Consider the following 25208-nt stretch of genomic DNA (forward strand, 5'->3'; position numbering starts at 1 on the left):
CCGCGGGTGCCCTTCGAAGCTCACATGATCTTCGTCAGGGCCGCTGCGACCACGATCTTGTAGCAAGAGCAGAACGTTGCGCGGTGAGTCACTGAACCGATTAAGAGTTCGGGCTGGTCCGGCGCGCGTTTCTGGTGATAATCGGGCATGCGCAACTGGCTTCTTCTTGTCGGGGTTCTCCAGCTCTCCGTGGCTGGATTCGGCTGTGGCGACGGACTGGACGGCGGCGGCGAGGGCGGCGCCGGCGGCGAAGCGGGGGACAGCGGCCCCAGCGGGAGCAACTCCTCGGGCGCCGGCGCACCTGCGAGCTCCGGCGCGGGCGCCGGCTCATCCACCGGCTCCGGCACGGGCGCCGGCTCATCCACCGGCGGGCCCGCGAGCACGGGCAGCGGCGATCCGGTGGCCGGCAGCAGCACCAGCAGCGGGGGAGAGCCCAGCGAATGCGCCGGCGCCGGCGAGGACGAATGTCCGTTCGAGGCAGGGGTCGAGATCGCCTGCCGCCTTCGCTTCATGTACGGCGTGAACTACGCCTGGCGCGACTTCGGCGCCGATTTCGGCGGTCAGACCAAGTGGAGCCAGGCGGGCATCTCGGGCAAGAAGAGCCAGGTGCTCGCCGACCTGCAGGACATGCGCGCCCACGGCGTGGACGTGGTCCGCTGGTGGATCTACCCCCGCTTCTACGGCGACCAGATCAACTTCGACGGACAGGGCAACCCGACCGGGCTCGGCGGCACCTCGACGCAGGACATCCTGGCGGCGCTCGAGCTCGCGGACCAGGCGCAGGTCAACGTGATGTTCACGCTGTTCTCCTTCGATGGCTTCCACAAGACATCGTACAATCCTCCGAACGGCCTGTCGGTCGCGAGCATGGGGCCCCTCGTCGCGGACGCCGGCCGGCGCGCCAAGCTCATCGAGAACGTCGTCCGCCCCATCGCTCGGACGGTGGCGTCGAGCCCGCACCGCGACCGGATGCTGGCCTGGGATGTCATCAACGAGCCCGAGTGGGCAATGACCGGGCCGAGCCTCTACGGCGGCGACCCGGCGTTCGAGGGCGACTCCAGCAAGTTCGATCTCGTCACACACCAGCAGATGGAAGCGCTCGCCAAGGAATCGGCCGCCGTGCTGAGGGGAGAGACCGGCGCGCCCGTGAGCGTCGGCAGCGCCGCCATCAAATGGGGTCAGGCGTGGACGCGCTCGGGCGTCGACTTCTACCAGGTCCACATGTACGGCTGGGTCAACGACCACTTCCCGTACACCAAGCCCCTCTCCGAGTACGGCCTCACGGACAAGCCGGTCGTCATGGGGGAGTTCCCGATCAACATGGCAGAGATGGACGTGGGCTACGACAAGTTCGTGGGCGACCTCTACAACATGGGGTATGCGGGCGCGCTCTCGTGGTCGATCACCGATCGGAACTTCCCGTGGTCGTCCAACAAGACCACCGTGAAGGCGTTCGCCGATCAGCACCCCTGCGAGACGCGCTACTGAGCGCCGGGTGAGCGCCGCTGCCCGCGGCGCGCACCTTCCCTGCTTCCCTGCCCCGGATCCGAACTGGGCCGCTGAGCCGGCCCGGCGAGCTCGTCCTCGATGACACGAGCCGCGCCTGCGTGACAGCTTGCCCCAGCGTGTGGCGCATTGTCGCGCGGCGGCGCGATCCGGCCGCGAGGCCGTCTGTCGGGGCGTCGGCGCTCCTCTCCCCTCGACAGGGTTTCAAGTGGGCACGTCGGTTGCTGAAGCTGAACAGGTGGAAACGGGTGGGCCCGCTGCTCACGGAGGTGACCGCCTTCGTGAGGCTCGAGAGTTGTTCACCAGCACCCAGAGGGAGAGCGAGATGGCACGAGATCGCTACGAGGGCCGGGATTTCCGTGACGAGGGGCCGCGCGACGACTGGCGTCCCCGGGACGAGCGGTGGCGCGCGCCGCGGGACGACGATCAGCGCGGATTCCGCGGTCACGAGGCGGAGCGCGACGCGTTCGAGCGAGGGTCGTACAGCCGCGGCAACTACGCGAACCAGAGCGGCGGCAGCCGGCAGGCAGAGCTGGGCCAGCTGCCGCGGCCGTACGATCAGCAAGGGCGGGGAGACGGCAGAGACCCGTGGAGGGCGGGCGGCCAGCACGCACAGGACGACCGCGGCGGCTCCGAGAGGCGCTGGCAGGAGCAGGGTGGCGCCGGCGCGCGCGGCTACCGCGAGCCCGAGGAGCGCCGCGCCTACGGACAGGACAGCTCCTCGTGGGAGCGGCTCGGCGGGCGTGACGATCACTTCAGCGGGCGGGGCGCCGAGGACGAGCGAAGAGGGTTCGGATCCATGCAGCGAGGGCGCGACGAGAACCGCGGCTGGCGCGACGAGAACCGCGGCTGGCGCGACGAGAACCGCGGCTACTACGGCCGCGACGCGGGCCGCGGCTTCTCCGGACCGGACGAGGACCAGGGCCGCGGCGCCTACGGGCGCCACGACCACGGCGGCGACGAGCAGAGCCAGAGCCGACGCTACCAGGGCAACGAGCACGGGCGAGACGACGACCGGGGCCGCGGCTACGCGCGAGACGACTATCAGGGCCGCGGCCATGCGCGAGACGACTATCAGGGCCGCGGCCATGCGCGAGACGACTACCAGGGCCGCGAGCGCTACCAGGGCCGCGACCACGGGCGAGACGATTACCAGGACCGCGAGCGCTACCAGGGCCGCGGGTACACCCGAGGCGACCACCAGGGCCGCGAGGATCAGTATCGTGGCCACGGCTACGGGCGCGGCGAGGACCAGGATCGATATCGAGGCCGCGACGAGAGAAACGCCCCTGGCCACCAGGACGGCCGAGGCGACCACGGGCGCGGCTACCAGGGCCGCGGCGAGGAGCGCGAGGGCCGCGGCCGCAGCGAGGAACGCAGCGGATACGGCGACATCTACAATCGCCCGGAGCGCCGGCCCGGGTTCGGCCGCTTCATGGGCGACGAGCTCCCGCAGGGGTACTCGACCCGCGTCCACGAGCGCGACGACGTGCGCGCCTCGCAAGGCCAGCGCCACGAGCGCTCCCCCGCCGAGGACAGCGGGCGCTCCAGGTACAAGAGCCAGGACCGGACCTGGAACTGAGATCAACCGATCTCCGCAGCTCGACGCCCGCGCTGCGGTGTCTGCCCCTGCGCGCAGGAGGAGATTCGAGTTGTCCGCGCCACGGACCTAGAGCATCCTCGCGCGCATGAAACGACAAGCTTACTCCAATCTCCCGAGGCTCGCTTCCATCTGCTGCATCGCCTGGTCGGCGCTGGCCGGCTGCGGTGACGACGACTCGAATGCAACGACGGGAACGACGGGCTCGGGCGCCGGCTCATCCACCTCGAGCAGCGCCTCCGGCACAGGCGGCGACGGCGGCACGGGCGAAGGCGGCGGTGGCGGCGACGGCGGCGGTGGCGCGGAGCCCGGAACGACCTCGTCGAGCACGAGCGGCGCGGGCGGCGAAGATCCCTCCGGCGACACCATCCGCTTCATCGGGCGCTTCGACACCACGAAGCCCGAAGGCCCCCGCTTCTCCTGGGCCGGCAGCGCGATCGTCACGCGGTTCTCGGGGACGTCGATCGGCGTCCGCTTCAACGACGAGTCGACCGCGGCGGAATCCAACTTCTTCCAGGTGGTGCTCGACGGCGAGGCGAAGGGCGTCCTCAAGGTCAACAGCGAGGAAGATCTCTACACGGTCGCAGAAGGGCTGCCCGACGGCGAGCACGACCTCGTGCTCCACCGCCGCACCGAGCCGCTGGTCGGCGTGTCGCAGTTCCTCGAGTTCGTCCCGGAGCAGGGCGAGGCGCTCCTGCCGGTCCCGGCGGCGCCCGCGCGCCGGATCGAGGTGATCGGCGACTCGATCTCCGCCGGCTACGGCGTCGATGGCGCCAACGAGACTTGCCCGTTCACGAGCGCTACGGAGAACAACTACCTCGCCTACAGCGCCCTGACAGGCCGGCTCGTCGGGGCCGACACCACGATCGTCGCGTGGTCCGGCAGAGGCGTGTACCGGAACTACGACGGTGAAGTCGCGCCCACGATGCCCGAGATCTACGGCCGGACGATCGCCGACGAGGCAGAGCCCGCCTGGGACTTCTCGTCCTGGGTGCCGCAGGTCGTGGTGATCAACCTGGGCACCAACGACTTCAGCATCAACGTCCCGGGCGACGCCCAGTTCCGCGCGCCGTTCACCAATGCCTACGCGGGCCTCGTCGAGACGGTCAGGACGAACTATCCGGACGCGTTCATCTTCTGCACCATCGGGCCCATGCTGAGCGACTCGTACCCGGAAGGCGCCCAGGCGCTCACCAGGGCGCGCTCCTACATCGGCCAGGTGGTGAAGGCCCGGAACGACAGCGGCGACGACAAGGTGCGCGTCCTCGAGTTCCCTGCGCAGGACGGCGCGGCGAACGGGCTCGGCTGCGACTACCACCCGAGCGTCAAGACGAACGCGCTCATGGCCCAGCAGCTCGCGGAGGCCATCCGCGAAGAGCTCGACTGGTAAGGGCGGCGCGGGGCCGGGGCATCGTGCCACCGGCCCATCGCGACCGCTGTGGCACGATGCACCACGCATCCCAGGCCCAGCGCAGTGCCCACCTCGCTGGGAGCGAGCGTCGGTCCCATCCGTTCGCCGTGGCGCGCGGATCGGCCATCCAGCTTCATGGTACACGCGGTGCATCTCCCGCCATCAGAACAGCGGAAGGGCGGCGGCGCCGAGAGCGCTTGAGAGCGCGTCGCCGAGCGAGGAGATCATCCATGCAGACCAAGCGAGACAGCTCCCTGCGGGCCACGAGCCGGAACCACAGCCATGATTTCATGGAGGCGGCGCGCAGGAGCGCCGGTCGCGCGGAGAGGCGAGATGCGTTCATCCCCGACCCGGGCGACGGCCCCCCCGAGGTGCTCGACGAGCTCGCCGAGCAGATCGCCGAGCAGTACGTCGCCTCGGCGACGTCGGGCAGGGGCGACACCACCGAAGACTACGAAGACAGGGTGGAGCCGGAGGAGATCGGGGGCCCCTTCGTCATCACGACGGCCGAACAGGAGATCGGGTACAGCAGGGACTCCACGAACCCCGATGACGGCGAGGTCGAGCCGTTTCCGCTGGTCCATCGCTCGCCCCTCCGCTGATCGCGCGCTCCTCCGCGCGCGGAAGATCGACGATCGCGCGACGCTCGCCCGGGCAAGACCCGGCCAGCGCAACGCCCGCGCGCCAGACGAGCGGAGCTCCGGCCGGGGCAGCCTGGTTGGTTCTGCTTGGCGTCCGCCCCCGGCGCGCCTACGAGAGGCGCTGCCGCACAGCTGCACAGAGCACAGAGGAGGATGCGACCATGGCTCAGACCAAGTTCAAGGGAAGCCCCATCCACACCGCCGGCGAGCTGCCGTCCGTCGGCGTGACCGCCCCCGACTTCACGCTCGTGAAGACCGACCTCTCCGAGCGCAAGCTCTCGTCGTACGCCGGCAAGAAGATCCTCAACATCTTCCCGAGCGTCGACACCCCGGTCTGCGCGAGATCCGTGCGCACGTTCCACGAGCGCGCCGAGAAGCTCCCGGGCGTGACGGTTCTCAACATCTCGGCGGACCTGCCGTTCGCGCACACCCGGTTCTGCGCGTCCGAGGGCATCTCGAACGCGGAAGGCCTGTCGACGTTCCGGGGAGATTTCGGCCAGAAGTACGGCGTCACGCTCGTCGACGGGCCGCTCGCCGGCCTGCTCGCGCGCTCGGTCCTCGTGCTCGACGAGCAGAACAAGGTGCTCCACGTCGAGCTCGTCCCGGAGATCGCGCAGGAGCCCGATTACGACGCGGCCCTCGCCAAGGTGCAGTGAGCCGGAGCGCCGGCGCGCGGGCACCTCGTGAGGCCCCGCGCGCGAGCGCCTCGTGATCTCACGCGCTCGCGCGCCTCGTGATCTCACGCGCTCGCGCGCCTCGTGATCTCACGCGCTCGCGCGCCTCGTGAACCGGATGCGCAGCCCCTCCGGCTGCATCGCGAACGCCATCCGCTCCCGCACCGGCGCGGTGTGATCCGCCAGGTGCACCGTGAAGCTCCGGAGCACCATGCCGACCGTCACCGCGCACTCCAGGAGCGCCATCGCGCGCCCCGGGCAGACGCGCGGCCCGCCGCCGAACGCGAGCGCCATCCTCGGCTCGTGGGGTAGCGTCGACGGCGCGCCCCCGAGCCAGCGCTCGGGGCGAAACGACTCCGGATCGCCGAAATACTCGGGCTTCCTCCCCGTCGCGCGCGTGAGCGCCACGACGCCGGCGCCGGCGGGCACGGCCACGTCGCCCACCGCGGTGTCGTGGTTCGCCTCGAGGAAGAGCAGCGGCGCGGCGGAGCGCAGGCGCAGCGTCTCCTGCGTGACGGCGGCCGTGTACTCGAGGCGCTTGCACTGCTCCAGCGTCGGGATCAGGCCGCCGCCGAGCACGCGATCGACCTCGTCGCGGGCGCGCGCCTGCACGTCGGGGCGCGAGCCCAGGTAATAGAGGATCCACGCGAGGGTGTTCGCGGTGGTGTCCTCGCCCGCGAGCAGCATCGTCAGCACGTTCGCGTAGACCTCGGCGTCCGAGAGGCGCGCCCTCGGGTCCTCGCCGTCCCGCGCGGCGATCATGAGCTCCAGCAGCGTCCGCGGGCGCTCGGGCCGCTCCCCGCCGCCCTCGATCTCGCGCCGCGCGGCGGTCACGAGCTCGAGGATGAGCCGCTTCACCGCGACCAGGGCGCGGTCGTAGGCGCGGTCGGCCGGCAGGCCCAGGTAGCGCCAGTAGGGCAGCGGCGCGAGCATCCGCCGGTTCAATCCGAGGAACACGCGCTGGAGGTGCTCCTGGAGCGCGTCCGCCCCGCGCTCGAGCGTGTTGAGATCGCGGCCGAAGGCGACCGACGAGGTGACGTCGACCGAGTAGCGCATGAGATCGCCGAGCACGTCGCGGGCGGCGCGCTCGTCGGCCGCCCGCGACCAGAGCTCGCGCAGCCGGCCCGTGATGTCGCGGATGCTCGGGAAGAAGCCCTCGACGTGCCTTGGATGGAACGTCGGGTGGATCAGCTGCCGCTGCTTCCGCCACGCGTCGCCGTCCGCGGAGAACAGGCCGACCATGTCCGCCTCGCGCGACACGGCCTCGATGGCGCGCACCCGCCGGAACACCGCGGGGCGGCGCTGGAGCACGTCGCGCACGAGCTCGCCGTCCACGACGACGAGGACCGGCTGCCGGCCCATCCGCACGACGAACAGGTCTCCATGGGCGCGCCACCACCGCTCGAACTCGAGGTGCCAGCGGTCGGGGTGGAGCGCGAGCAGATTGCCAAGCACAGGCAAGCCCGGCGGCCCCGGGAGATCCGCGAGCGTCCGCCGAGGGCGCGCGGCCGCGTCGCCGCGGCCGATCGCGTCCTCCATGGCAGGGGGCGTGGCGTTCATGCCCCCTTCATACAGAGGCGGCGCGCCCCGACGCAAACCCGACAGGCGACAGAGGACGCGCCCCATCGCGCTGGACGATGTCGCGGGGCGGAGCGCCGGCGCTGGCGAGGTGGCGTCGACACGGAGTAAGACGCGGACATGACGGAGCCGCTGGAGCGACAGCTCGCGAACCTGTCCGGCGCCGAGATGGTGGCGGCGCTCGGCCTCGGCGGGGCGCCGGCGTGGGTGCGCCGGGCCGGGCGCGCGGCCTTCGCCGTCCCTTCGTGGCCGCTCGGGCGCGTGCTCGCGCGCTTCGATCGGCGCACCGGCGAGGCGGGGCTCCACGTCGCGGCGCGGGAGGCGCTCGCCGGCTTCGGGGCGCGCTGGACGGCCGACGCGGCGCCGCCGTCGCGCGGGGCGCTGCTCGTCGTGTCGAACCACCCCGGCGCCTACGACGCGCTCGCGCTCATGGCGGCGCTCGGCCGGGAAGACCTCATGATCGTCGCGGCCGACCGGCGGTTCCTGCGGGCGCTGCCCCACGTGAGCCGGCGGCTGCTCTTCGTGCCGATCGACGAGGTCGGCGCGATCGCCCTCGCCGCGCGGTCGGCCGGCGTGCGCCGCGCGCTGCGGCACCTGCGCCGCGGAGGCGCGCTGCTGCACTTCCCCGCGGGGCGCATCGAGGCGGATCCGGCGTTCGCGGGCCAGGGCGACGCGCTGCTCGCGGCGTGGCATCCGAGCGCCGGCACGCTGCTGCGCGCGGCCGCGGCGGCGGGAGGGCGCGCCGCCGTGGCGATCGTCTCTGGGGTGCACTCGCCGCGGGCGAAGCGGCTGGCCATCACGCGGTGGGCCGAGCGCCGCGGGATCACGACGCTGGCGCCGCTCCTGCAGGCGGCGCTGCCGGGCTTCGACGACGTCGAGGTGCGGGTCCGCCTGGGCGAGGCGCGGGACGCCGCGGAGGTGGCGCGCGGGGCCCCCGACGACGCGGCGCTCACGCGGCGGCTGAAGGACGAGGCGGCGGCGCTGCTCGCGGGGGCGTGACGGCCCGGCGCCCCGGCGCGGCGCGATCCTGCCCGCTCCTCGCCGAGGCGGTCATCCGCTCATCTGCGCGCCGCGCGCGCGAGCGCCGCGCGCACCGCGGCCGCGGTGCCGTCCCAGGTGGGCAGCGCCGCGGCCCGGACGGCCGCCGCGCGGCTCATGCTCGCCCGGAGAGCGCCGTCCTCGAGGAAGCGGGCGAGCGCCGGGGCGGGGCCCTCGACGTCGTCCCAGAGCAGCGCCTCCGCGCCGTCCTGGACCGCCTCCGCGATCGCGCCGGCGCGGGCGGCGAGCACCGGAACGCCGGCTCGGACCGCCTCCGTGAGCACCATGCCGTAGCCCTCCAGCGACGAGGGCAGGACGAGCGCGTCCGCCGCCGCGAGCTCGGCCGCGAGCGCCTCGTCCCCGAGCACGCCGGGCGCCGAGACGCGCGCCCGCAGGAACGCGGAGCCGGCGATCGCGCGGCGCACCCGCCCGGCGTAGGCCGGGTCGCGCGCCGCGTCCCCGATGAGCACGAGCGTGGCATGCGCGCTCCCGACCCGCTCGAACGCCGCCAGGAGCTCCAGCAGCCGCTTGCGCGGGATGAAGCTCCCCACGAACAGGAGCCGCAGCGGGCCGCCGTCCCGCCGGGCGCGGGGGAGCAAGGGGAGCCGGTCCGCGCCCGGCGTCGCCACGTCGACCCGGGCGAGCCCGAGCTCGCGCCGGAGCCGCGCCGCGGTCGTCGCGCTCGTCGCGAGGTGCGCGTCGCACAGGCGGATCACCGCCGCCTCCGCGAGCCAGAGCGCCGCGCGCCGCGGGCCGGGCGGGAGCTCCCACGCGCTCAGGTGGTGCACGAGGAGCGCGCGCGCGATCCGCCGCGGCAGCGCCGCGAACGCCGGCAGGAGCTCCGGGAAGCAGAGCTCGTCGCCGACCACCACGGCGGGGTCGATCCGGGCGAGGCGCCGCGCGAGGGCGAGGCCGGCGAGCGCCCGCGACCGCGGCGCCGGATCGAGGGACACGACCTCCACGGCGTCGCCCCGGGCGCGCAGCCGCTCGACGACGAGCCGATCGTAGATGTAGCCGCCCGTTGTCTGGTCGAGGGCGCCGTAGACGAGCCAGGCGATGCGCATCGGTCAGGGGAGCGGCCCGGCCTGATAGCCGCCCTCGCGGCGCGCGGCAACGAGCCGCGCCGCGGCGGTTGGCGCTACAGGTCGCGCTCGAAGCCCGCGTACGCCGACGGCGACTCTCGGACGAGCACCCTCAGCGTCGATCCCGGGAGCGGCGCCTCTCCCGCGGGCAGCCTCGCGATCTCCTCGGCGAGGAGCCCGGCCACGTGCTCGGCCACGCGCTCGGTCGTGGAGGTGCGCCCGGGGAAGGCGGGGTGCTCGTCGAGGTTCGTGTAGTCGATCGTGTCGAGCACCCGGCGCAGCGACGCGTGCAGCGCGCCGATGTCCATGACCACGTGGTGCGGGCCGAGCGCCTTCGCGCGGATCTCGATCTCGACGGAGTACGTCGCGCCGTGCATCCGGGTCGCCGGGCCGAAGAACGGATCGGAGAAGCTGTGCGCGATCATCACGTGATCGCTGACGCCGAGGAGGAACATGGCGGTGGCGGGCCTCTGACTTCTAGGGTGCCTCTCGCGTAGCCGATCGTGCGCCGTACCGGAAGACCGTCTGCAACCGCGCCCCGGGCTCGGCCGCGAGCTCTGCGTACACCGACGGCGCCGCGTCGATCGGGACGGACGGGTCCAGCAGCGCGTCGAGCGCCGGATCTTCGAGGAGGGCGCGGACGAGCGCGAAGCGCCGCGCGTGGTCCCAGCGGGGCGCGCGCTCCGGCGGGATCGTCGAGACCTGGCTCGCCCGCAGGCGCAGGCGCCGGCGGTGGAACTCCGCGCCGAGCGCGACCGGGCTCGTCCGCGCCCCGTAGAACGACGCGACCGTCACCGTCGCCTCGCGCGCCGCGTGCGCGATCGCGCGGTCGAGCTCCTCCGGATGGCCGGTCGCGGCGATCACGGCGTCCGCGTCGCCGCGCGGCCGGTCGTCCTCGGGCCGGAGCGCCGCGGCGGCGCCGAGCGCGAGGCCGACCTGGCGCCGCCGCTCGCTCGGCTCGACGAGCCGGACCACGGCCCCGGCGCGCCGCGCGAGCGCCACGATGAGCAGCCCGACGACCCCGCCGCCGAGCACCACCACGGCGTCTCCGAGCCCCACCCCCGCGTCCCACACGCACGTGATCGCCGTCTCGAGGTTCGCGGCCAGCACCGCGCGCTCGGCCGGGATCGAGCGAGGCAGGCCGCGCGCCGCGCCCGGCCCGAGCAGGTGGAGATCGCCGTGGGGCGCGAGCGCGAAGACGCGGTCGCCCGGCCCGAGCGCCGCGCCCTCGCCGCGGGCGACGACCTCGCCGACCCACGCGTAACCGTAGCGGCGCGGGTAGGTCGGCGCGCCTTCAGCGTCTGGCGCGTCGAGCGACGGGTCGAACGGCGTCGGCCCCTCGCCGCGGAAGAGCAGCAGCTCCGTCCCCTGGCTCACGCCCGAGGCGAGCGCGCGCGCCACGACCTCGCCGGGCCCGGGCGCGCGCGGCGGGGCCCCCGGACGCACCTCGACGAGCCCTGGCCGGACGAACCAGAGCTCCCGGGCGGGGGGCGGGGCGGCGTCGCTCGGCGTGATGGCCCCGGGCGGCGCGGGCGCGTCAGTCGGGATAACGCACCTCCCCTCGCAGCAGCACGTTGCCCCCGAGGAGCTCGACCGCCGGCTCGCGCAGGTCGATCGCCGACGCGAGCGGCGCCTCTCCCAGCGCGCCGACCGCCGGGATCGCCGTGTCGCCGAGGAAGCGCGGCGCGATCTCGACCTCTGCGCGGTCGGCGAGGCGCGCGCGCAGGAACGAGGTGAGCACGGCGCCGCCCCCCTCGACGAGCAGCCGCCGCACGCCGCGCGCGTGGAGCTCGGCCAGCGCGTGCGGCAGCGAGACGAGGCCGCTGGCGTCCGCGGGCACGACGATCACCTCTGCGCCGCGCTCCTCGAGCCACGCCTGCGCCGCGCGCGGCGCGCGCCCCGCCGCGCCGAAGACGACCACGCGCCCGCCGGCCGGCTGCCCGCTGACGGGCGGCTGCAGCAGGCGCGCCCCTTCCGGCACGCCGAGGGCGCTCGCCAGCACCACGCGCATCGGCTGGCGCCCCTCGCACCCGCGCAGGGTCAGCCGCGGATCGTCGATCACGACGGTGCGGATCCCCACGAGCACCGCGTCGTGCTCCGCGCGCGCCCGGTGGGCGCACACCAGCCCGGCGGGTGTGCTGAGCATGACGCGCTGGTCCCGGGCCGCGATCCGGCCGTCGAGCGTCTGGGCGAAGTGGAGCGTGACCCGCGGGCGCGGCAGGCTCATGGCGCGCTCGCGGGTGCGCGTCCGGCGCGAGCGAACGCGCGGGGGAGAGGGGACTTTGCCGCCGTCCCGAGCCGACAGTGGAGCCTCCGGGGCACGACGGCACTCTAGACCAGAACGTGGGAACCGGGGAGGAGCACGCGCACTCGATCACCCAGTTCCACGCTTTCCCGGAACGCACTCATCTCCGCGCCCAACAGCCTCATCCGTCATCGAGCGACTCGAAGCACCGATGAAGATCAGAGAGACACGGTTCGAGCGTTCTCTGGCGACTCCTACCCTCGGTGGGCGAAAAGACGATGTCGAGCGGCGCTCCCACGCGAACACGCAAAGCACCGAGGTCGCCGGAGCGACGCGAACCTGAAGAGCCTCGACTTCTACGTCGACGTGAACTGAGCGCCACCGCTCGCTTGCCGCGCAGGCCCAGGCGCCCTATCGCGCGGTGATGCCGATCAGCTGGCCGGATCTCTCCTCGCGCTGCGAGCGCGCTGGCCTCCCGCTCCGCGGCGGCTTCCACCCGCGCGAGGGCGACGGCGTGCCGGCGGCAGGCGACCTCCCCGCGGGGACGCTGGTCCTGCTCGGCAACGCCGGCCCGTCGATGTGGCGCGCGTTCTCGCGCGCCCGCAAGGACGCCCCCGATCTCGCGCTCGACGACTGGACCGCCGCGGTCGTCTCCCCGCTCGCGGCCGAGCTCGGCGCGACGGCCCTGTTTCCCTTCACCGGCCCTCCCTACTGGCCGTTCCAGCGCTGGGCGCAGCAGGCCGAGGCGCTGTCCCCGTCGCCCCTCGCCATCCTCATCCACCCGCGATTCGGCCTCTGGCACGGGTACCGCGCCGCCCTCGTGTTCGCGGAGCGGCTGTCGCTCCCGCCCCGCGAGGACCTGGCGAGCCCCTGCGTCTCGTGCGCCGGCCAGCCCTGCCTGAGCGCCTGCCCCGTGTCCGCGTTCTCCCCTGGCAGCTACGATGTCGCCGCGTGCGTCGGCCACCTCGACGCCGGGCCTGGCGCAACGTGCATGACCGGAGGGTGCCTGTCGCGCCGCGCCTGCCCGATCGGGCAGGAGCACATCTATCCCGACGAGCAGCGCGAGTTCCACATGCGCGCGTTCCGGCGCGCGATGTCGAGCACGGCCAGCTAGCGAGGACCGCGGCGGAACGCAGAGCGCGCCGGCCCGGGCGCGCGGCGCGGCTCACTGCTTCCTGATGCGATATCCGGCGCGCGGGAAGTGCACCGCGATCTCACCCACGTCCGGATCGCTGCGTCGTATCGTGATCTCGGCGGCCGAGAGCCGCACGACCACGCCCCGGGTCTCCTCTGGACCGTAATCGTCAGCCGTGATCGTCACGGCGTCTCCCGGCGACAGGCCCTCTCCGGTCGCGGTCTCCCCGCCGGCGACGTCGGCCGGCTCGGACGCGCGGGCCGCCGCGAGCGCCTCGGCGGCGGTCATCGCTCGGACGTCGCCGGGGCCGAACGCCTCGATGCGCGCGAACCACGCCGCGAGCGCGGGCCGCGCCTCGATCGCGGCGGACAGCCTGGCGCTCCGGTTCAGGAACCAGACCGGGTGGAAGCACGCCGCGTCCGCGATCGAGAACGCGTCGCCCAGCAGGAAAGGCCGGCCACGGAGCTGGCGCTCCAGCCGATCGAGCGACAGCAGCGCCTGGCTCAGGGCGTGCGGCGCCGCCTGGAAGATCGCGTCCTTGCCGAGCGCCGGCGACATCGCCGCGCGATCGGCCAGGATGCCGGGCGGCAGGACGGCGAACATCTCCACGACCACCGGCGGCACGGCCTGGGACATCAACCGATGATCCGCCCAGTCCTCGATCAGCTCGACCAGCCCGGCCTGGCCCGGCGGGACGCACGAAGGCTCCGGCCTTATCTGCTCCAGGCGCCGCGCGATGCACGCCGTGTCACAATAGATGTCCGCGCCGATCTGCAAGACCGGGATCCGCCGATATCCCCCCGTGAGCGGCGTCAGCTCCGGCTTCGGCGCCATCATCGGTTGCTCGACCGATCTCCACGCGATCTTCTTGTACGCGAGGATCCGGCGGATCTTCTCCGCGAAGAGCGATAACGGATAGTTGTGCAGGATGAGCTCAGCCATGGACGACCTCGTGCGCTGGCGACCTCTTCGGGTCGGCGTTCGCTGTCGAATCTAATGAGGGCGCCGCGCGCCGCTCTTGGAGGATCTTGCGATCCCCCGCCCCCTCTCGAGAGCTCCGGGGCGCCGGATCAGTCCGCCGGCGCGGACCCTGACGCCGCTCGCCCGGACGCCGCGCGCCCCGCATCTCCCGCGCGCGCGCCGCATTCCCTGCGCGGCGCCGCCCGCGAGCCGCTAGCCTCCGTTTCGGGGGGCGGCGCTGCGGTCTCGCGGCGCCCTTGAAGAGCCCTCCTGACTCGACGGATCCCGCGCCTCGCGCGGGACGAGGAGGCACCGCCCATGCTCGCCGGCCGCATGATGGATTACCCGCTCACGTTGCCCCACTTCCTCGACCGGGCGCGGACGTACCACGCGCGCTGCGAGATCGTGACCCAGAACCCGGACAGGACCGTCTCCCGCTCCACGTATGCCGATCTCCACCGCCGCGCGTCGAAGCTCGCGCACGCGCTCACGCGGCTCGGCGTCCGCGCGGGCGATCGCGTCGCGACGCTCTGCTGGAACCACGCCCGGCACCTGGAGCTCTACCTCGGCGTCCCGGCCATGGGCGCGGTCCTCCACACCCTGAACCTGCGCCTCCACCCGAGCGAGCTCGGGTACATCGCCTCCCACGCCGAGGACAAGGTCGTCGTCGTCGACCGCTCGCTCCTCCCGCTCTTCCGCAAGTTCGCGCCGGAGGTCCGCAGCATCCAGCGCGTCCTTGTCCTCGACGACGACGGGCCCGTGGATCCGGCGGCGGGCGACGGGCTCGACTACGAGGCGCTGCTCGCGCCCGAGCCGGATCACTTCGACTTCCCGAGCCTGGATGAGCGCTCCGCGGCCATGCTCTGTTACACGTCGGGGACGACCGGCAACCCCAAGGGCGTGGCCTACAGCCACCGATCGATCGTGCTCCACACGCTGGTCTCCTGCATGCATGACGCGCTCGGCTTCCGCGATCGCGACATCGTCCTTCCGGTGGTGCCCATGTTCCACGCGATGGCCTGGGGGCTGCCGTACGCGGCGATCGCGACCGGCGCGCGCGTCGTGCTCCCCGGCCCGCACCTCGACGCCGCGTCGCTGCTCGATCTCATGGCCAGGGAGCGCGTCACGTTCGCCGCGGGCGTCCCCACCATCTGGCTCGGGATCCTCGCGCTCCTCGACGAGCACCCGAAGCGCTGGGATCTCTCGTCGATGCGCGCCATGGTGATCGGCGGCTCGGCGGCGCCCCCCGCGCTCATCGAGGGCTTCCGCGCGCGCCACGGGCTCGTGGTCCTCCACGCCTGGGGGATGACCGAGACCAACCCGCTCGGCACCGTCGCCCACGTCCGGAGCAGCCTGGGCCGCCTCCACGAGGACCCGGCCGCCTCGCTGCAGACGCGCGCGTCGCAGGGCTACCCGGTCCCGTTCATCGATCAGCGCCACGTCGACGCGAACGACCGGCCGCTGCCCTGGGACGGCAGGACGATGGGCGAGCTCGAGGTGCGGGGCCCCTGGGTCGCCTCGTCGTACTTCGGCGGCGAGGGCGAGGACCGCTTCACGAAGGACGGCTGGTTCAAGACCGGCGACGTCGTGACGATCGACGGCGAGGGCTACATGCGCATCGCGGATCGAACGAAGGACGTGATCAAGTCGGGCGGCGAGTGGATCAGCTCGGTCGCGCTGGAGAACGCGCTCATGAGCCACCCGGCCGTCCTGGAGGCCGCTGTGTTCGCGGCGCGCCACCCCCTCTGGGGTGAGCGCCCGCTCGCCGCGATCGTCCTGCGGCAGGGCCAGAGCGCCTCGAAGGAGCAGCTCCACGCCCTCCTCGAGCCGCGCTTCGCGAAGTTCTGGCTCCCGGACGAGTACCTCTTCCTCGAGCGGATCCCGCGCACCTCGACCGGCAAGTTCCTCAAATCGAAGCTGCGCGAGGAGTTCGCCGATCTCCTGGAGAAGAAGGCATCCGGATGACGCGCTGACGCGCCCGCGCGCCCGGGGAGAAATCGCCGGAAGCTCCCGGCAAAGCGTGTACTACGCTGCCGCCATGGCCGAAGGGGAACCCGAGGATTTCGCCGCCGCGCTGAACGCCGCGGCCATCGACGGCTGGATCAGCGCCATGGGTCTCCGGCTGATCCGCGCCACGCGCGACGAGGTGGAGGCCGAGCTCGACATCGGGCCGCAGCACCGGCAGGCCTATGGCATCGTCCACGGCGGCGTCCACGCGGGCATCGTGGAGACGCTGGCGTCGATCGGCGCCGCGCTCCATGCCCTGCCGGACGGCCGCTCGGTCGTCGGGCTCGAGAACCACACGAGCTTCCTGCGCGCGGTCCGGTCGGGGCGGCTTCGCGCCACCGCGCGCCCGCTCGACCGCGGGCGGCGCACCCAGGTCTGGGAGGGCTCGGTCTACGACGAGGAGGGCCGGCTCTGCGCCTCGGGGCGCGTGCGCCTCCTCGTCCTGGAGCCCGACGCGACGCTCGCGGGGCAGCGCGCCGGCACCCCCGGGTGATCGTCGATCGCGCGAGCGCCTGACCGCCAGCTCCCCCTGACCCCTGATTGCCCGATCGCTGGCTCGCCTGACCCCCTGATTGCCCGCTCGCCCGATTGCCCGATCGCCCGAGCGCCTTACACCCTTCGCGAGGTGCCCCCGTTGCGCGACGCAGCCGCCCTTCGGATGATCGACCGCATTCCCCGGCTCGGCTGGGTCGGCGCGCCCTCGCCGGTCACGGCGCTGCCGCGGCTCGCCTCCGCGCTCGGCGTCGAGTTCCTCGGCGTCAAGCGAGACGACCTCTGCGAGCCCCTCCACGGCGGGATGAAGATGCGGAAGCTCGACTACGTGCTCGCCGCGCCGCCCTTCTCGACCGCGGCGGCGTGGTCCGCGGCGGGCGGCATCGGCTCGGGCAACGTGGCGGCGCTCGTCGCCGCGGCGCAGCGGCTCGGCCGGAGGGTGCACGCGCACCTCTTCTGGACCGACCTCTCCAGGGGCGTGCTCGACAACCTCGCGTTCACCGCCTCGGGCCCGGCCTCGATCCGCTTCTACCCGTCGCGCCTCGAGCTCGCGCTCGCGCGCCCGTCGCTCTTCCTGCCGCTCCGCGCCCGGGACGACGATGGCGCGGCGATCGTGCCGCTCGGCGCCACGTCGGCGCTCGGCATGCTGGGCGCGGCGCGCGCGGCGCTCGAGCTCGGCGCGCAGATCCGGGCCGGCGAGCTCCCCGAGCCCGCGCGCGTCTACGTGCCGCTCGGCTCCGGCGGCACCGCCGCCGGGCTCGCCGTCGGGCTCGCGCTCGGCGGCCTGCGCTCGCGGGTCGTGGCCGTCGCCGTCGTCGAGCGCCTCCTCGCTTCGCGCTTCCGCCTCCGCGCCCTCACCGCCGAGCTCCGCGCCGCGCTCGCGCGGCGGGGCGTCGCGCCCGTGCCCCCCGCGGCGCCGATCGACGTCGTGCACGGCTACCTGGGCCGCGGGTATGGATCGCCCACGCCCGCGTCGCTCGCGGCCTGCGACGCCCTCGCCGCCGAGGGGATCTCGCTGGAGCCGGTCTACACCGGCAAGGCCATGGCCGCGCTCATCGCGCACGCGCGCGAGCGCCGGCTCGGCCCGGTGCTGTTCTGGCAAACCGCGCGGCGCGAGCCCCTGCCCCGGCACGACGGTTTTTGCGAGCGGCTCCCGGCCGCGCTGTCGCGGCGCCTCGGCGCCCACTGCGGCGGCGGATCTCGATAAACGACCTACATCTCGGCGCCTGCCCGGCGCTCGTGCGGCCGTCGCTCGGTTGCACTTTTCTCCGCTTCGACCTCGTGCTGCCAGCGCGCGGCGGCAATTTTCTGGATCGCACCGCCATTGCAACGAGATAGAATTGCTGCCTCGCTTGCGCCCTCGGCGACCGCCCATCCCGGCGCTCGTAATGCCGAGGCCCGCGCGCACACAACGCGCAAAACATGCGCAGACCACGCACAACGGACGCGCAGACCACGCGCGGTATCCCCCACAGAAGGAGTCTTTACATGCTTAGGCCGCTACAGTCGAACTGGTGTACTCCGCTCGCAACCATGCTCGTGTTGGCCGGGGTCGCGTGCGGGGGCGGCACCGAGGGTGCGAGCGACTCCAGCAACAGCGCCGGCGCGGGGTACGGCTCGGGCACGGGCGGCAGCGACTTCGGGTCCGGTGTGTCGGTGGGCGCGGGCAACGGGAACGGCAGCAGCGGCAGCGGCGACGGGTGCAACGCGAGCCTCACGGGCATCGTGCGCGACTTCCGCGCCTACGAAGACGGCGAGGGGCACCCTGACTTCGAGACGTTCACGGGCCAGGGCCTGAAAGGCATCGTCCAGCGCGAGCTGGGCCCGGATCAGAAGCCCGTCTATGCGCATGACGGCGGTACCGCGCACACGACGGGGCCCGAGGAGTTCAACCAGTGGTACCGGGACGTCGAGGGCGTGAACATGCCCATCCAGTTCACGATCACGCCCGTCGTCGGCGCGGACGGCATTGCCACCTACGAGAACCGGGCCTTCTTCCCCATCGACGAGCAGGGCTTCGGGAACGAGGGGAGGCAGCATAACTTCCACTTCACGTTCGAGCTCCACATGACGTTCGTGTACAACGGCGGCGAGGAGTTCAGGTTCTCCGGCGACGACGATCTCTGGGTGTTCATCAACAACCGGCTCGCCATCGATCTGGGCGGCCTCCACGGCCCGCAGAACGACAGGCTCGATCTCGACGCGATGGCGAACGAGCTGGGGATCACGCCCGGGCAGGAGTACGCGCTCGACTTCTTCCACGCCGAGCGGCACACGAGCGAGTCGAACTTCACCATCCAGTCGACGCTCGCGTTCACGAACTGCGAACCCATCTTCGTTGACTGATCCGCTCGACTGATCCGCTCGACTGATCCCGCTCACCTACCCTGGGCAGCGACGGCGGCGGGCCCGCTTCCGCGAGCCCGCCGGGGCTAAGGCCGGAACGACCCGCTGACGAACGTGGAATCGGCGAGGCGGTACGGCACGCCCATGATCTCCCTCGGCCGCGGCCCGCGCACGAGCTCGCGCGGGAGCTCGTAGGTCTGGTCCATCAGCCGGATCTCGATCGGCCCGGAGTCCTCGACCTCCAGCGACCACTCGATACCTTCCGGCGGCAAACCCATGTAGGTGAACCCCCAGCGGACATCGCGCTTCGCGTCGGCCGCGCGACCCCGCTCCTCCACGCCCTTTCCGTCCACCTCGGCGCGGATCACCCGGTTCGGGGACGTCACCTCGGCGAACAGCCAGGGGGCTCCCCGGGATGAGGCGATGCGGAGCCGGAGCGCCCGCACGCCGTCGCGCCGGACGTCGCCGAGCACCGTGAGCGATGGCGCCGGCAGGGCGAGGGCCGGCGCCTCGCCCTGACGCGTCACGCGCACGAACGGCACGGCGAACGAGGGCGCCTGCCCGCGCTCGTCCGGGAAGTACGCTGCGGTCCACGGGTCGAGGTCGCGGTCGGCCGAGAGCCAGTGGGCCTTCCCGGCGGTGTCGACCGCGTAGGCGAGGCTCGCCGGTCGGGGCCGCGCCTCGGTGAAGCCCGTGGTGGCGCAGGCGACGAGGAGCGCCGCGAGGCCGGAGACGCCGAACGCGAGCGAGAGCCGCGGCGAGCGGCCGCCGCCGAGCAGCTCGGCGTGCGGCAGGAAGAGCCCGAAGACGAGCGCGACGGCGAGGGCCGGCACCGCCGCCTTCGGCAGGCCCAGCGCGACGAAGAACAGGTACGGGCCGGGCACGGCGAGCGCGACCGCCGGCACCGCGGTCGCGACGAGGATCGCGGCGTCCGCGAGCGTGGGCGGGGCGTCGCCGCGCCGGATCGTCACCGCCGCGAGCCCGAGCAGGGTGAACGCGAGCGGCCAGGCGAAGTAGAAGCTCGCGCCCGGCATGAAGAGGCTCGCCGCGGCGAGCAGCAACAGCCACAGGAGCAGCGCGCCGAGGGCGAGCTCGCAGGCGCCGAGGCGCCGCCGGAAGAACCGGTAGCCCGCCGCGGAGGCCGCCAGCGCGGCGAGCGCGAGCGCGAGCCGGTACGCGGGCGCGTTGTACGGCTCGAACGGCATCACCCGGAGGGCCGGATGCACGCTGCGGAGGATCCACGCGAGCCCACCCACGGCCGCGGCGACGCCGAGGAGCAGCGCCAGGAAGGCGAGGAGCCCCGCGGCGATCCTGCCCGGCGAAGCGGCCCGCCGCCGCGCCGCGTGGAGCACCACGCCCGCGAACAGGCAGGTGACCAGCGCGGCGATCGGGAGCGTCCAGCCGATCGGGTGCGAGACGAGGTGGGCGCCCCACGTGTTGAAGTACACCGCGTCTCCGCGCCCGGGATCCCGGAGGTCGAGCGCGCCGAAGCGCCGCGCGAGCGAGAGCGCGTAGTCGCCGGCGTGCTGCACGCTCCGGAGGTCGAGGTTGGCCACGGTGTCGGACGGGGCGTGGTAGTGCGCGGCGTCGTCGGTGAAGGCGAAGTTCAGCCCGGGGATCCCGGCCCGCTTGAAGACGCTGAGATCGGTGCTGTGGCCCATGCGCCGCGCGACCTCGGGGAAGAGCGACGACGCCACCGGGTAGGCCGCGGCGCTGGCGAGCTCGCGGACGGGGAAGGCGTCGCCGGGCCCGGTGTCGAACATCGCGACCACGCCGCCGGCCCCGCGGGCGTCGAAGTTGAGCGCGATCCCCACCTCGCCGCGCAGCGGGTGCTCGTCCATGAACGCCTTGCCGCCGAGGACGCCCCCCTCCTCGGCGTCGGTGAACAGGAGCAGCACGTCGTTGCGCAGCGGGGGGCCGCTCTTCAGGGCGCGCAGCGCCTCCAGGAGCGCCGCCACCCCGCTGCCGTCGTCGGCGGCGCCCGGGCTGCCGGGGACCGAGTCGTAGTGCGCGACGAGCGCGACCGCCCGGGTGCTGTCCGCGCCCGGCAGCCGCGCCACGATGTTCTCGACGCGCGCCGCGTCGTACGGAAGGCCCCACTGCCGGCTGAGGACCGAGGCGCGCTGGACCTCGGGCTGCACGCCGAGCTTCGACAGCTCCGCGAGCAGGTAGTCGCGCGCCCGCCGGTGGCCCGCCGAGCCGGTGGGGCGCGGCTCGGCCGCGATCTGCGCGAGGTGCGCCCTGGCCCGCTCGGCCGAGAACACCTCGGGCGGCGCGCTCGCCGGGACGACGTCGGGAGGGCTCAGCTGTGCGATGCGGAGCGCGACCAGCGCGAGGAGCGCGAGGAGCGCGAGGGCCGCGGCGAGGCGAGGAGACCACGCCATGACGGTCGATCGGCCTCAGCGCGCAGGCGCCGGAGGCTCCCCCTGGGCGTCGTCCTCGGGCCTGCGCGCGAGGCGCGCGGCCGCGCCCCGGTAGAGCGCCGTGAGCGGCGCGCGGTGCGCGGCGAGGAGCACCGTCACCCCGGCCAGCCACAGCAGCACGAGCGGCACGAGCGCCGAGGAGGTCGTGTAGACGAGCACGGGGCGGAAGGCGCGCTCGCGCGTGACGAGCTCGCGGCGCGCTTGAACGGCCCGCTCGTAGGCCGGGAGCGACAGCGCGACCGGCGTCACCCCCTCCAGCACCGCGCCTCCAGGGGCGAGCGCGCCGCCGCCCTTGGCCAGATCGTCGTCCTTCGCCCTGCGCACGGCGGCGGGCGCCGGCGCCGCCGACTCGCTGTACGTCGAGTTCCAGCGCTCCGCCCTGTAGCTCCTCGCCGAGACGGCGAAGAGCCCGACCAGGAGCGCCAGGCCGCCCAGGCCGAGCAGCACCACCATCGCGGCGGCGCGGCCGCGGCCTCCGAGGAGCCGCCCCGCGAGCCACGCCGCCACGGCCGTCGCGATGCCGACCAGCAGCGCCACGAACGTCGCGGGCGCCAGGAACCACAGGCCCGCCATGAGCAGCCCGCCCAGCGCGCGCAGCGCGCGCACGCGCCCGCGGCTCGTCGCCCCGCCGGGGCGGACGGCGATCCACGCGGCAACGAAGCCGATCGCCACCGCGAACGCGTCGCCCGCGTCCGCGAACCACACCGGCCGGTCGCCGCCGAGCAGCGCGAGCGGCACCACGCGATCGGGCAGCCCGACCGTCAGCGCCACCTCGCTCGCCGTGAGCGGGTAGCTCGGCATCGGCAGCTCCAGGGTTCCTCCGAGCGAGTGCACCGCCGCCTGCGCCAGCGACTGCACCTGGATCGTGTGGCTCCCCGTCTGCAGCGGCACGAGGACCTCCTCCGCGGCCTTGCCCTGGTGCATGATCCGCTGCGCCTTCCCGTCGGTGGCGAGGTAGATCGGCCGCCCGCCCGGCGCGTAGGTCAGGTAGTCGATGCCGTTGTTCTCGTAGGTGAGCGCGTCGTCGGCCACGAGGTCTCCGCGCTCGGTAAGGACCAGGGTGCGGCGGTGGTCGCGCACCACCGCGGCGAGGACCTCGACCCCCGAGAGCGGCTCGACGGCGACCTCGACGCGCTGCCCTCGCTGCACGAGCAGGAGCCGCGACGTCGCCTGGGTCCGCGGGATCGGCGACTCGGCGGCGTCGACCTGGCGCGCGTCGCCCTTCACCGTGAGGCGGTGCTCCGCGTCGGACTCGAACAGCCACCACTCGTAGGCGGAGCGCGGATCGGGCGAGAACGCCCCGACCTTCGGGAGCGTGCCCGAGATCTTCATCTCCGCGGCGCGGCCCGAGGTGGGCAGCACGAGCTCGCCGCCCTCGACCCGGAAGCCGCTCGCGCCCGCGACGTCGAGCACCTTCTCCCCGAACGCGAGCGGCAGGCGCACGACGCCGAGGTCGCTGCCCGACCGCATGACGAGCCGGTACTCGAAGCCGATCTCCCGGCCGACCCGCACCGCGCGCGACAGCTGGAACACCGTGGGGCCCGCGCTCGCGCCCGCTTCGCCCCCCGCGCCGCCGTCGGGGGTGAAGTGGAGCGTCGCCCCGCGGAGCCCCGAGAGCCGCGCGCCCTCGGCGACGGAGCCGCCGGTGATGTCGGCCTCGAACGTGTTGAGCGGGCCGGCGACCAGGAGCGTGAGGTCTCCCTCGAGCCACAGGCTGCCCCGGAGCACGAAGCGGCGCGCGGCCGTCCAGAGGTAGTAGTGGTCGTCCTCGAAGCTGATCGGCGCGGCCTCGCGGCGCGACGCGGGCCGTCCATCGTCGAGCGTGGCCTCGATGCGGAGGTGCGCCGGCGGCCCGAAGAGCGGCACGGCCACGGGGCGGTCCGTGAGCACGCCGCCCGAGAGCTCGAACTGGAGCGGCCCCTCGCCCACCGCGCCCGTGATGCGCAGCCGATCGAGCGCGTAACAGCGCTCCTCGCAGCCCCCGGAGCCGCCGCGCTGGTCGACCCAGCGAGAGAGCATCTCGAGCTGTCCAGCCCACGAGTCCGGCGGAGGCCCGTGCGCCTGCGCCTGCACCGCGGCGCCCTTCGCCGCGGGCGTCGCCGGCGCCGCGCCCGCGGCGGGCGCCGCCGTCGGCGCGTCAGGCGCCTGCCCCATCGAGAGCGACGGAACGGCGAGCAGCGACAGCACCACGAGAAGCCACAACAGCGTTGGTGGCGTGGCCTTGTTCCAGCGCGCGAGCGACATAGGGTGACTCCCTTCCTTGACCTGCCGAGCGAACGCGATGGCCGCCGCAGCGTCCTCATCAAACAACCTAGGGAAAAACGACGGCAACAAAATCGACATGAGGCCTTGACAGTTAACGCGTCGCGTCGCAGTCTCGTGGCGTCGCGATTGTGCCTCCGACGAAGCCACAAGGTGGCTCTGTTCGCGGGCACGGCCGTGCGGCGGGGCTCCCCTCGCTCCAGTGCACATCGCGTCTTGCGAGCCCGCGAGAGCGGGCGACGCGCGGGGCACGGGGGTCAACGCTGGATTCATCATTTCTGTACGCCCGCGGTCGTCGCGGGGGGACACACCGAAGTGGGAGGCAGACCATGAGTGAGACCCAGAGCATCACGGAGCCGAAGGCCGAGAACAGCGTGAACGGGAGCGCCGGGCCCGCGCAGGCGGCGGACGCCGGCGGCGGGGCGCCGGTCAAGCCGCCGTTCGTCGAGACGCTGCGCGAGCTGGGCACCTCCTGGGCAGGGGTGGCCATCGGTTACGGGCGGATCGCGCTCGAGGGCGCCGCGCGCGCCCTCGACCGATCCGCGGGGAAGCTCGGCGAGCTTCAAGAGAAGCTCAAGAAGGGCGAAGTGGCAGCGGAAGGCGCCCGCTGAGCGCCCCCTCCAGCGCGCCGCCGAGGAGCGCCCATCACGGCGCTTCTGGCGGCGCCGGGACCGGCGCGCCGGCGATGCCGACGGCAACAGCATAGATCGAGCCGGCTGCGCCTCCGACGTAAAGGGTCCTCGCATCGAACCCCGGGCCCGCGCCGAACTGCGCATTGGCCACCCCGGTCGGGAAGCGCGCCAGCAGCTCGGCCTCCCCCAGAGCGGCGCCGCCCGCGTCGAGCCTCACACGATAGAGCCTCCGGTTCTCGTTATCGACCGTGTAGAGGTGACCACACATATCGAGGACGAGTCCGTCGAGCACGGACGAGGCGACCGTGACCACGAGCGAGGGCGGTTCGCCAGGGTTGTTCAGGTCGATCTTGCGGATCTCGCCGGCAGAGGAGTTGGTGTAAAAAACCGCCCATCGCGCCGGGTCGAAGACGATTCCGTTCGGCTCGCTCACCTCGGGGGCGCCGCTCGCGATCTCGTCGATCGTGGCATCGGGGTTGAGGCGGATCACCCGGCCGCCCGCGAGGTCGGTCGCCCAGACGTTGCCCAGCGCGTCCGGAGCGAGGCCGTTCGGGTCCGTGAGGCCTGCCACGTAGTCGTCGACCATTCCGGTCGCCGAGATCTGGACGACGGCGCCCTGGGCCGGCAGCGCCGCCACGAGGGTCCCGTCGGGCCGGTACCGGAGCCCAGGCACGGGGCCGGGCAGAGACGCGAAGTTCGAGGTCCGGCCCGTGGCGTCGAAGCGAACGAGGTTCGGCCCCTGCTTGGCGACGAGGTAGCCGCGCCCGTCGAACGCGAAGTCCTCGCTGCCGCTGAACACGGCCGTGACCAGCGCCGGCTCGAAGGGCCCGGGCACGAGCGCCGCGCACTCGCCGCTCGGCCCTGCGCCCGCGCCGACTGCCGCCCCGCCGCCTTCTCCGGCGCCCACCGCCGCGCCGCCGCCCTCCCCGGTGCCCGCGGTCGCGCCGCCGCCGCCGCCTTCGCCGGCGCCCGCGCCCGACGTCGCGCTCGCCCCGCTGCTCGACGCAGCGCCGACGTGGCCGCCGCTGCACGCCGACGGCGCCCCGAACAGGAGCAGCGCCCAGCCGAGCAGCCGGTACCCTCTCTTCATCTACCTCGCCTCCTCGCTGCGCACACTACACGCCGCCTCCCGCATTGCCTACGGTCGACGGCGCGCGCCCGGGGCGCGAAGGCGGC

General features: G+C 73.6%; 22 protein-coding genes. 12 read left to right on the plus strand and 10 right to left on the minus strand.

The genetic code is table 11. The annotated features are described in order from the left end of the window. Positions 1-20: 20 nt before the first annotated feature. Entirely contained in the window at positions 21-149 is a 129-nt protein-coding gene (locus WMF11_RS32380; protein WP_437973500.1) for a hypothetical protein, read from the minus strand. Between WMF11_RS32380 and WMF11_RS32385 the strand changes: the two genes are divergently transcribed. The 5 genes from WMF11_RS32385 to tpx all read left to right on the plus strand — a co-directional run bounded on the left by WMF11_RS32385 (position 148) and on the right by tpx (position 5814). Beyond that, complete coding sequence (locus WMF11_RS32385; RefSeq protein ID WP_437973501.1) at positions 148-1488, plus strand: endo-1,4-beta-glucanase; 1341 nt, start codon at positions 148-150, stop codon at positions 1486-1488. The two genes, WMF11_RS32380 and WMF11_RS32385, sit on opposite strands and share 2 nt — an antisense overlap. 343 nt (positions 1489-1831) lie before the next feature. Then, positions 1832-3088: a hypothetical protein gene (locus tag WMF11_RS32390; protein WP_437973502.1), complete on the plus strand. Its 1257-nt coding sequence runs from the start codon at positions 1832-1834 to the stop codon at positions 3086-3088. A 106-nt stretch (positions 3089-3194) separates the two neighbouring features. After that, positions 3195-4496 (plus strand): SGNH/GDSL hydrolase family protein, encoded by a 1302-nt coding sequence (locus WMF11_RS32395; RefSeq protein ID WP_437973503.1) that lies wholly within the window; start codon positions 3195-3197, stop codon positions 4494-4496. 251 nt (positions 4497-4747) lie between these two features. Next, positions 4748-5119 carry a hypothetical protein gene (locus tag WMF11_RS32400; protein ID WP_437542602.1) on the plus strand — a complete coding sequence of 124 codons (372 nt, stop codon included), beginning with the start codon at positions 4748-4750 and terminating at the stop codon, positions 5117-5119. 200 nt (positions 5120-5319) lie between these two features. After that, on the plus strand, positions 5320-5814 hold the full coding sequence (gene tpx / locus WMF11_RS32405) for a thiol peroxidase (protein WP_437542604.1): 495 nt from the start codon (positions 5320-5322) through the stop codon (positions 5812-5814). A gap of 108 nt (positions 5815-5922) precedes the next feature. On the opposite strand, the gene WMF11_RS32410 is transcribed toward tpx, so the two are convergent. After that, complete coding sequence (locus WMF11_RS32410) at positions 5923-7392, minus strand: cytochrome P450 (protein ID WP_437903111.1); 1470 nt, start codon at positions 7390-7392, stop codon at positions 5923-5925. A gap of 138 nt (positions 7393-7530) precedes the next feature. On the opposite strand from WMF11_RS32410, the gene WMF11_RS32415 reads away from it, so the two are divergent. Next, complete coding sequence (locus tag WMF11_RS32415; RefSeq protein ID WP_437973504.1) at positions 7531-8409, plus strand: 1-acyl-sn-glycerol-3-phosphate acyltransferase; 879 nt, start codon at positions 7531-7533, stop codon at positions 8407-8409. Between the two features lie 59 nt (positions 8410-8468). On the opposite strand, the gene WMF11_RS32420 is transcribed toward WMF11_RS32415, so the two are convergent. From WMF11_RS32420 to WMF11_RS32435, 4 genes are all read right to left on the minus strand, one after another. Further along, positions 8469-9512 (minus strand): glycosyltransferase family 4 protein, encoded by a 1044-nt coding sequence (locus tag WMF11_RS32420; protein WP_437973505.1) that lies wholly within the window; start codon positions 9510-9512, stop codon positions 8469-8471. A gap of 74 nt (positions 9513-9586) precedes the next feature. Beyond that, on the minus strand, positions 9587-9985 hold the full coding sequence (locus WMF11_RS32425) for a 6-pyruvoyl trahydropterin synthase family protein (protein WP_437293635.1): 399 nt from the start codon (positions 9983-9985) through the stop codon (positions 9587-9589). Positions 9986-10007: 22 nt separating this feature from the next. Continuing rightward, the gene (locus tag WMF11_RS32430; RefSeq protein WP_437903114.1) at positions 10008-10976 is read right to left on the minus strand and encodes a zinc-binding dehydrogenase; all 969 of its coding nucleotides are present in this window, start codon (positions 10974-10976) and stop codon (positions 10008-10010) included. Positions 10977-11067: 91 nt separating this feature from the next. Beyond that, a complete protein-coding gene (locus WMF11_RS32435; RefSeq protein ID WP_437973506.1) occupies positions 11068-11757 on the minus strand; it encodes a RibD family protein in 690 nt (229 codons plus the stop codon). Positions 11758-12199: 442 nt separating this feature from the next. On the opposite strand from WMF11_RS32435, the gene WMF11_RS32440 reads away from it, so the two are divergent. Beyond that, the gene (locus WMF11_RS32440; protein WP_437973507.1) at positions 12200-12889 is read left to right on the plus strand and encodes a hypothetical protein; all 690 of its coding nucleotides are present in this window, start codon (positions 12200-12202) and stop codon (positions 12887-12889) included. 51 nt (positions 12890-12940) lie between these two features. On the opposite strand, the gene WMF11_RS32445 is transcribed toward WMF11_RS32440, so the two are convergent. Continuing rightward, positions 12941-13852, minus strand: a complete 912-nt coding sequence (locus WMF11_RS32445; RefSeq protein ID WP_437903119.1) for a glutathione S-transferase family protein — start codon at positions 13850-13852, stop codon at positions 12941-12943. Positions 13853-14188: 336 nt separating this feature from the next. On the opposite strand from WMF11_RS32445, the gene WMF11_RS32450 reads away from it, so the two are divergent. The 4 genes from WMF11_RS32450 (at position 14189) to WMF11_RS32465 (ending at position 18715) form a co-directional block, all read left to right on the plus strand. Further along, positions 14189-15835 carry a long-chain fatty acid--CoA ligase gene (locus WMF11_RS32450; protein ID WP_437973508.1) on the plus strand — a complete coding sequence of 549 codons (1647 nt, stop codon included), beginning with the start codon at positions 14189-14191 and terminating at the stop codon, positions 15833-15835. Positions 15836-15908: 73 nt separating this feature from the next. After that, positions 15909-16370, plus strand: a complete 462-nt coding sequence (locus WMF11_RS32455) for a PaaI family thioesterase (protein WP_437542618.1) — start codon at positions 15909-15911, stop codon at positions 16368-16370. Positions 16371-16535: 165 nt separating this feature from the next. Beyond that, positions 16536-17576, plus strand: coding sequence for a 1-aminocyclopropane-1-carboxylate deaminase/D-cysteine desulfhydrase (locus WMF11_RS32460; RefSeq protein ID WP_437973509.1), 1041 nt, complete (start codon positions 16536-16538; stop codon positions 17574-17576). A gap of 326 nt (positions 17577-17902) precedes the next feature. Then, on the plus strand, positions 17903-18715 hold the full coding sequence (locus WMF11_RS32465) for a fibro-slime domain-containing protein (RefSeq protein WP_437973510.1): 813 nt from the start codon (positions 17903-17905) through the stop codon (positions 18713-18715). An 86-nt stretch (positions 18716-18801) separates the two neighbouring features. Here the strand turns inward: WMF11_RS32465 and WMF11_RS32470 are convergent, their stop codons facing one another. Together WMF11_RS32470 and WMF11_RS32475 are read right to left on the minus strand one after the other, a co-directional pair. Then, entirely contained in the window at positions 18802-21099 is a 2298-nt protein-coding gene (locus WMF11_RS32470) for a M20/M25/M40 family metallo-hydrolase (RefSeq protein ID WP_437973511.1), read from the minus strand. 15 nt (positions 21100-21114) lie between these two features. Further along, a complete protein-coding gene (locus WMF11_RS32475; RefSeq protein WP_437903126.1) occupies positions 21115-23382 on the minus strand; it encodes a hypothetical protein in 2268 nt (755 codons plus the stop codon). 347 nt (positions 23383-23729) lie between these two features. Here WMF11_RS32475 and WMF11_RS32480 point away from each other — a divergent pair, with 347 nt between their 5' ends. Next, positions 23730-24011, plus strand: a complete 282-nt coding sequence (locus WMF11_RS32480) for a hypothetical protein (RefSeq protein ID WP_437903127.1) — start codon at positions 23730-23732, stop codon at positions 24009-24011. Between the two features lie 34 nt (positions 24012-24045). Here WMF11_RS32480 and WMF11_RS32485 read toward each other — a convergent pair whose 3' ends face one another. Further along, positions 24046-25122: an SMP-30/gluconolactonase/LRE family protein gene (locus WMF11_RS32485; RefSeq protein WP_437973512.1), complete on the minus strand. Its 1077-nt coding sequence runs from the start codon at positions 25120-25122 to the stop codon at positions 24046-24048. Between the last annotated feature and the right edge of the window lie 86 nt (positions 25123-25208).

Origin of the sequence: Sorangium sp. So ce295 (assembly GCF_051527405.1) — a bacterium.
In the GTDB taxonomy this organism is placed as follows: domain Bacteria; phylum Myxococcota_A; class Polyangia; order Polyangiales; family Polyangiaceae; genus Sorangium; species Sorangium cellulosum_B.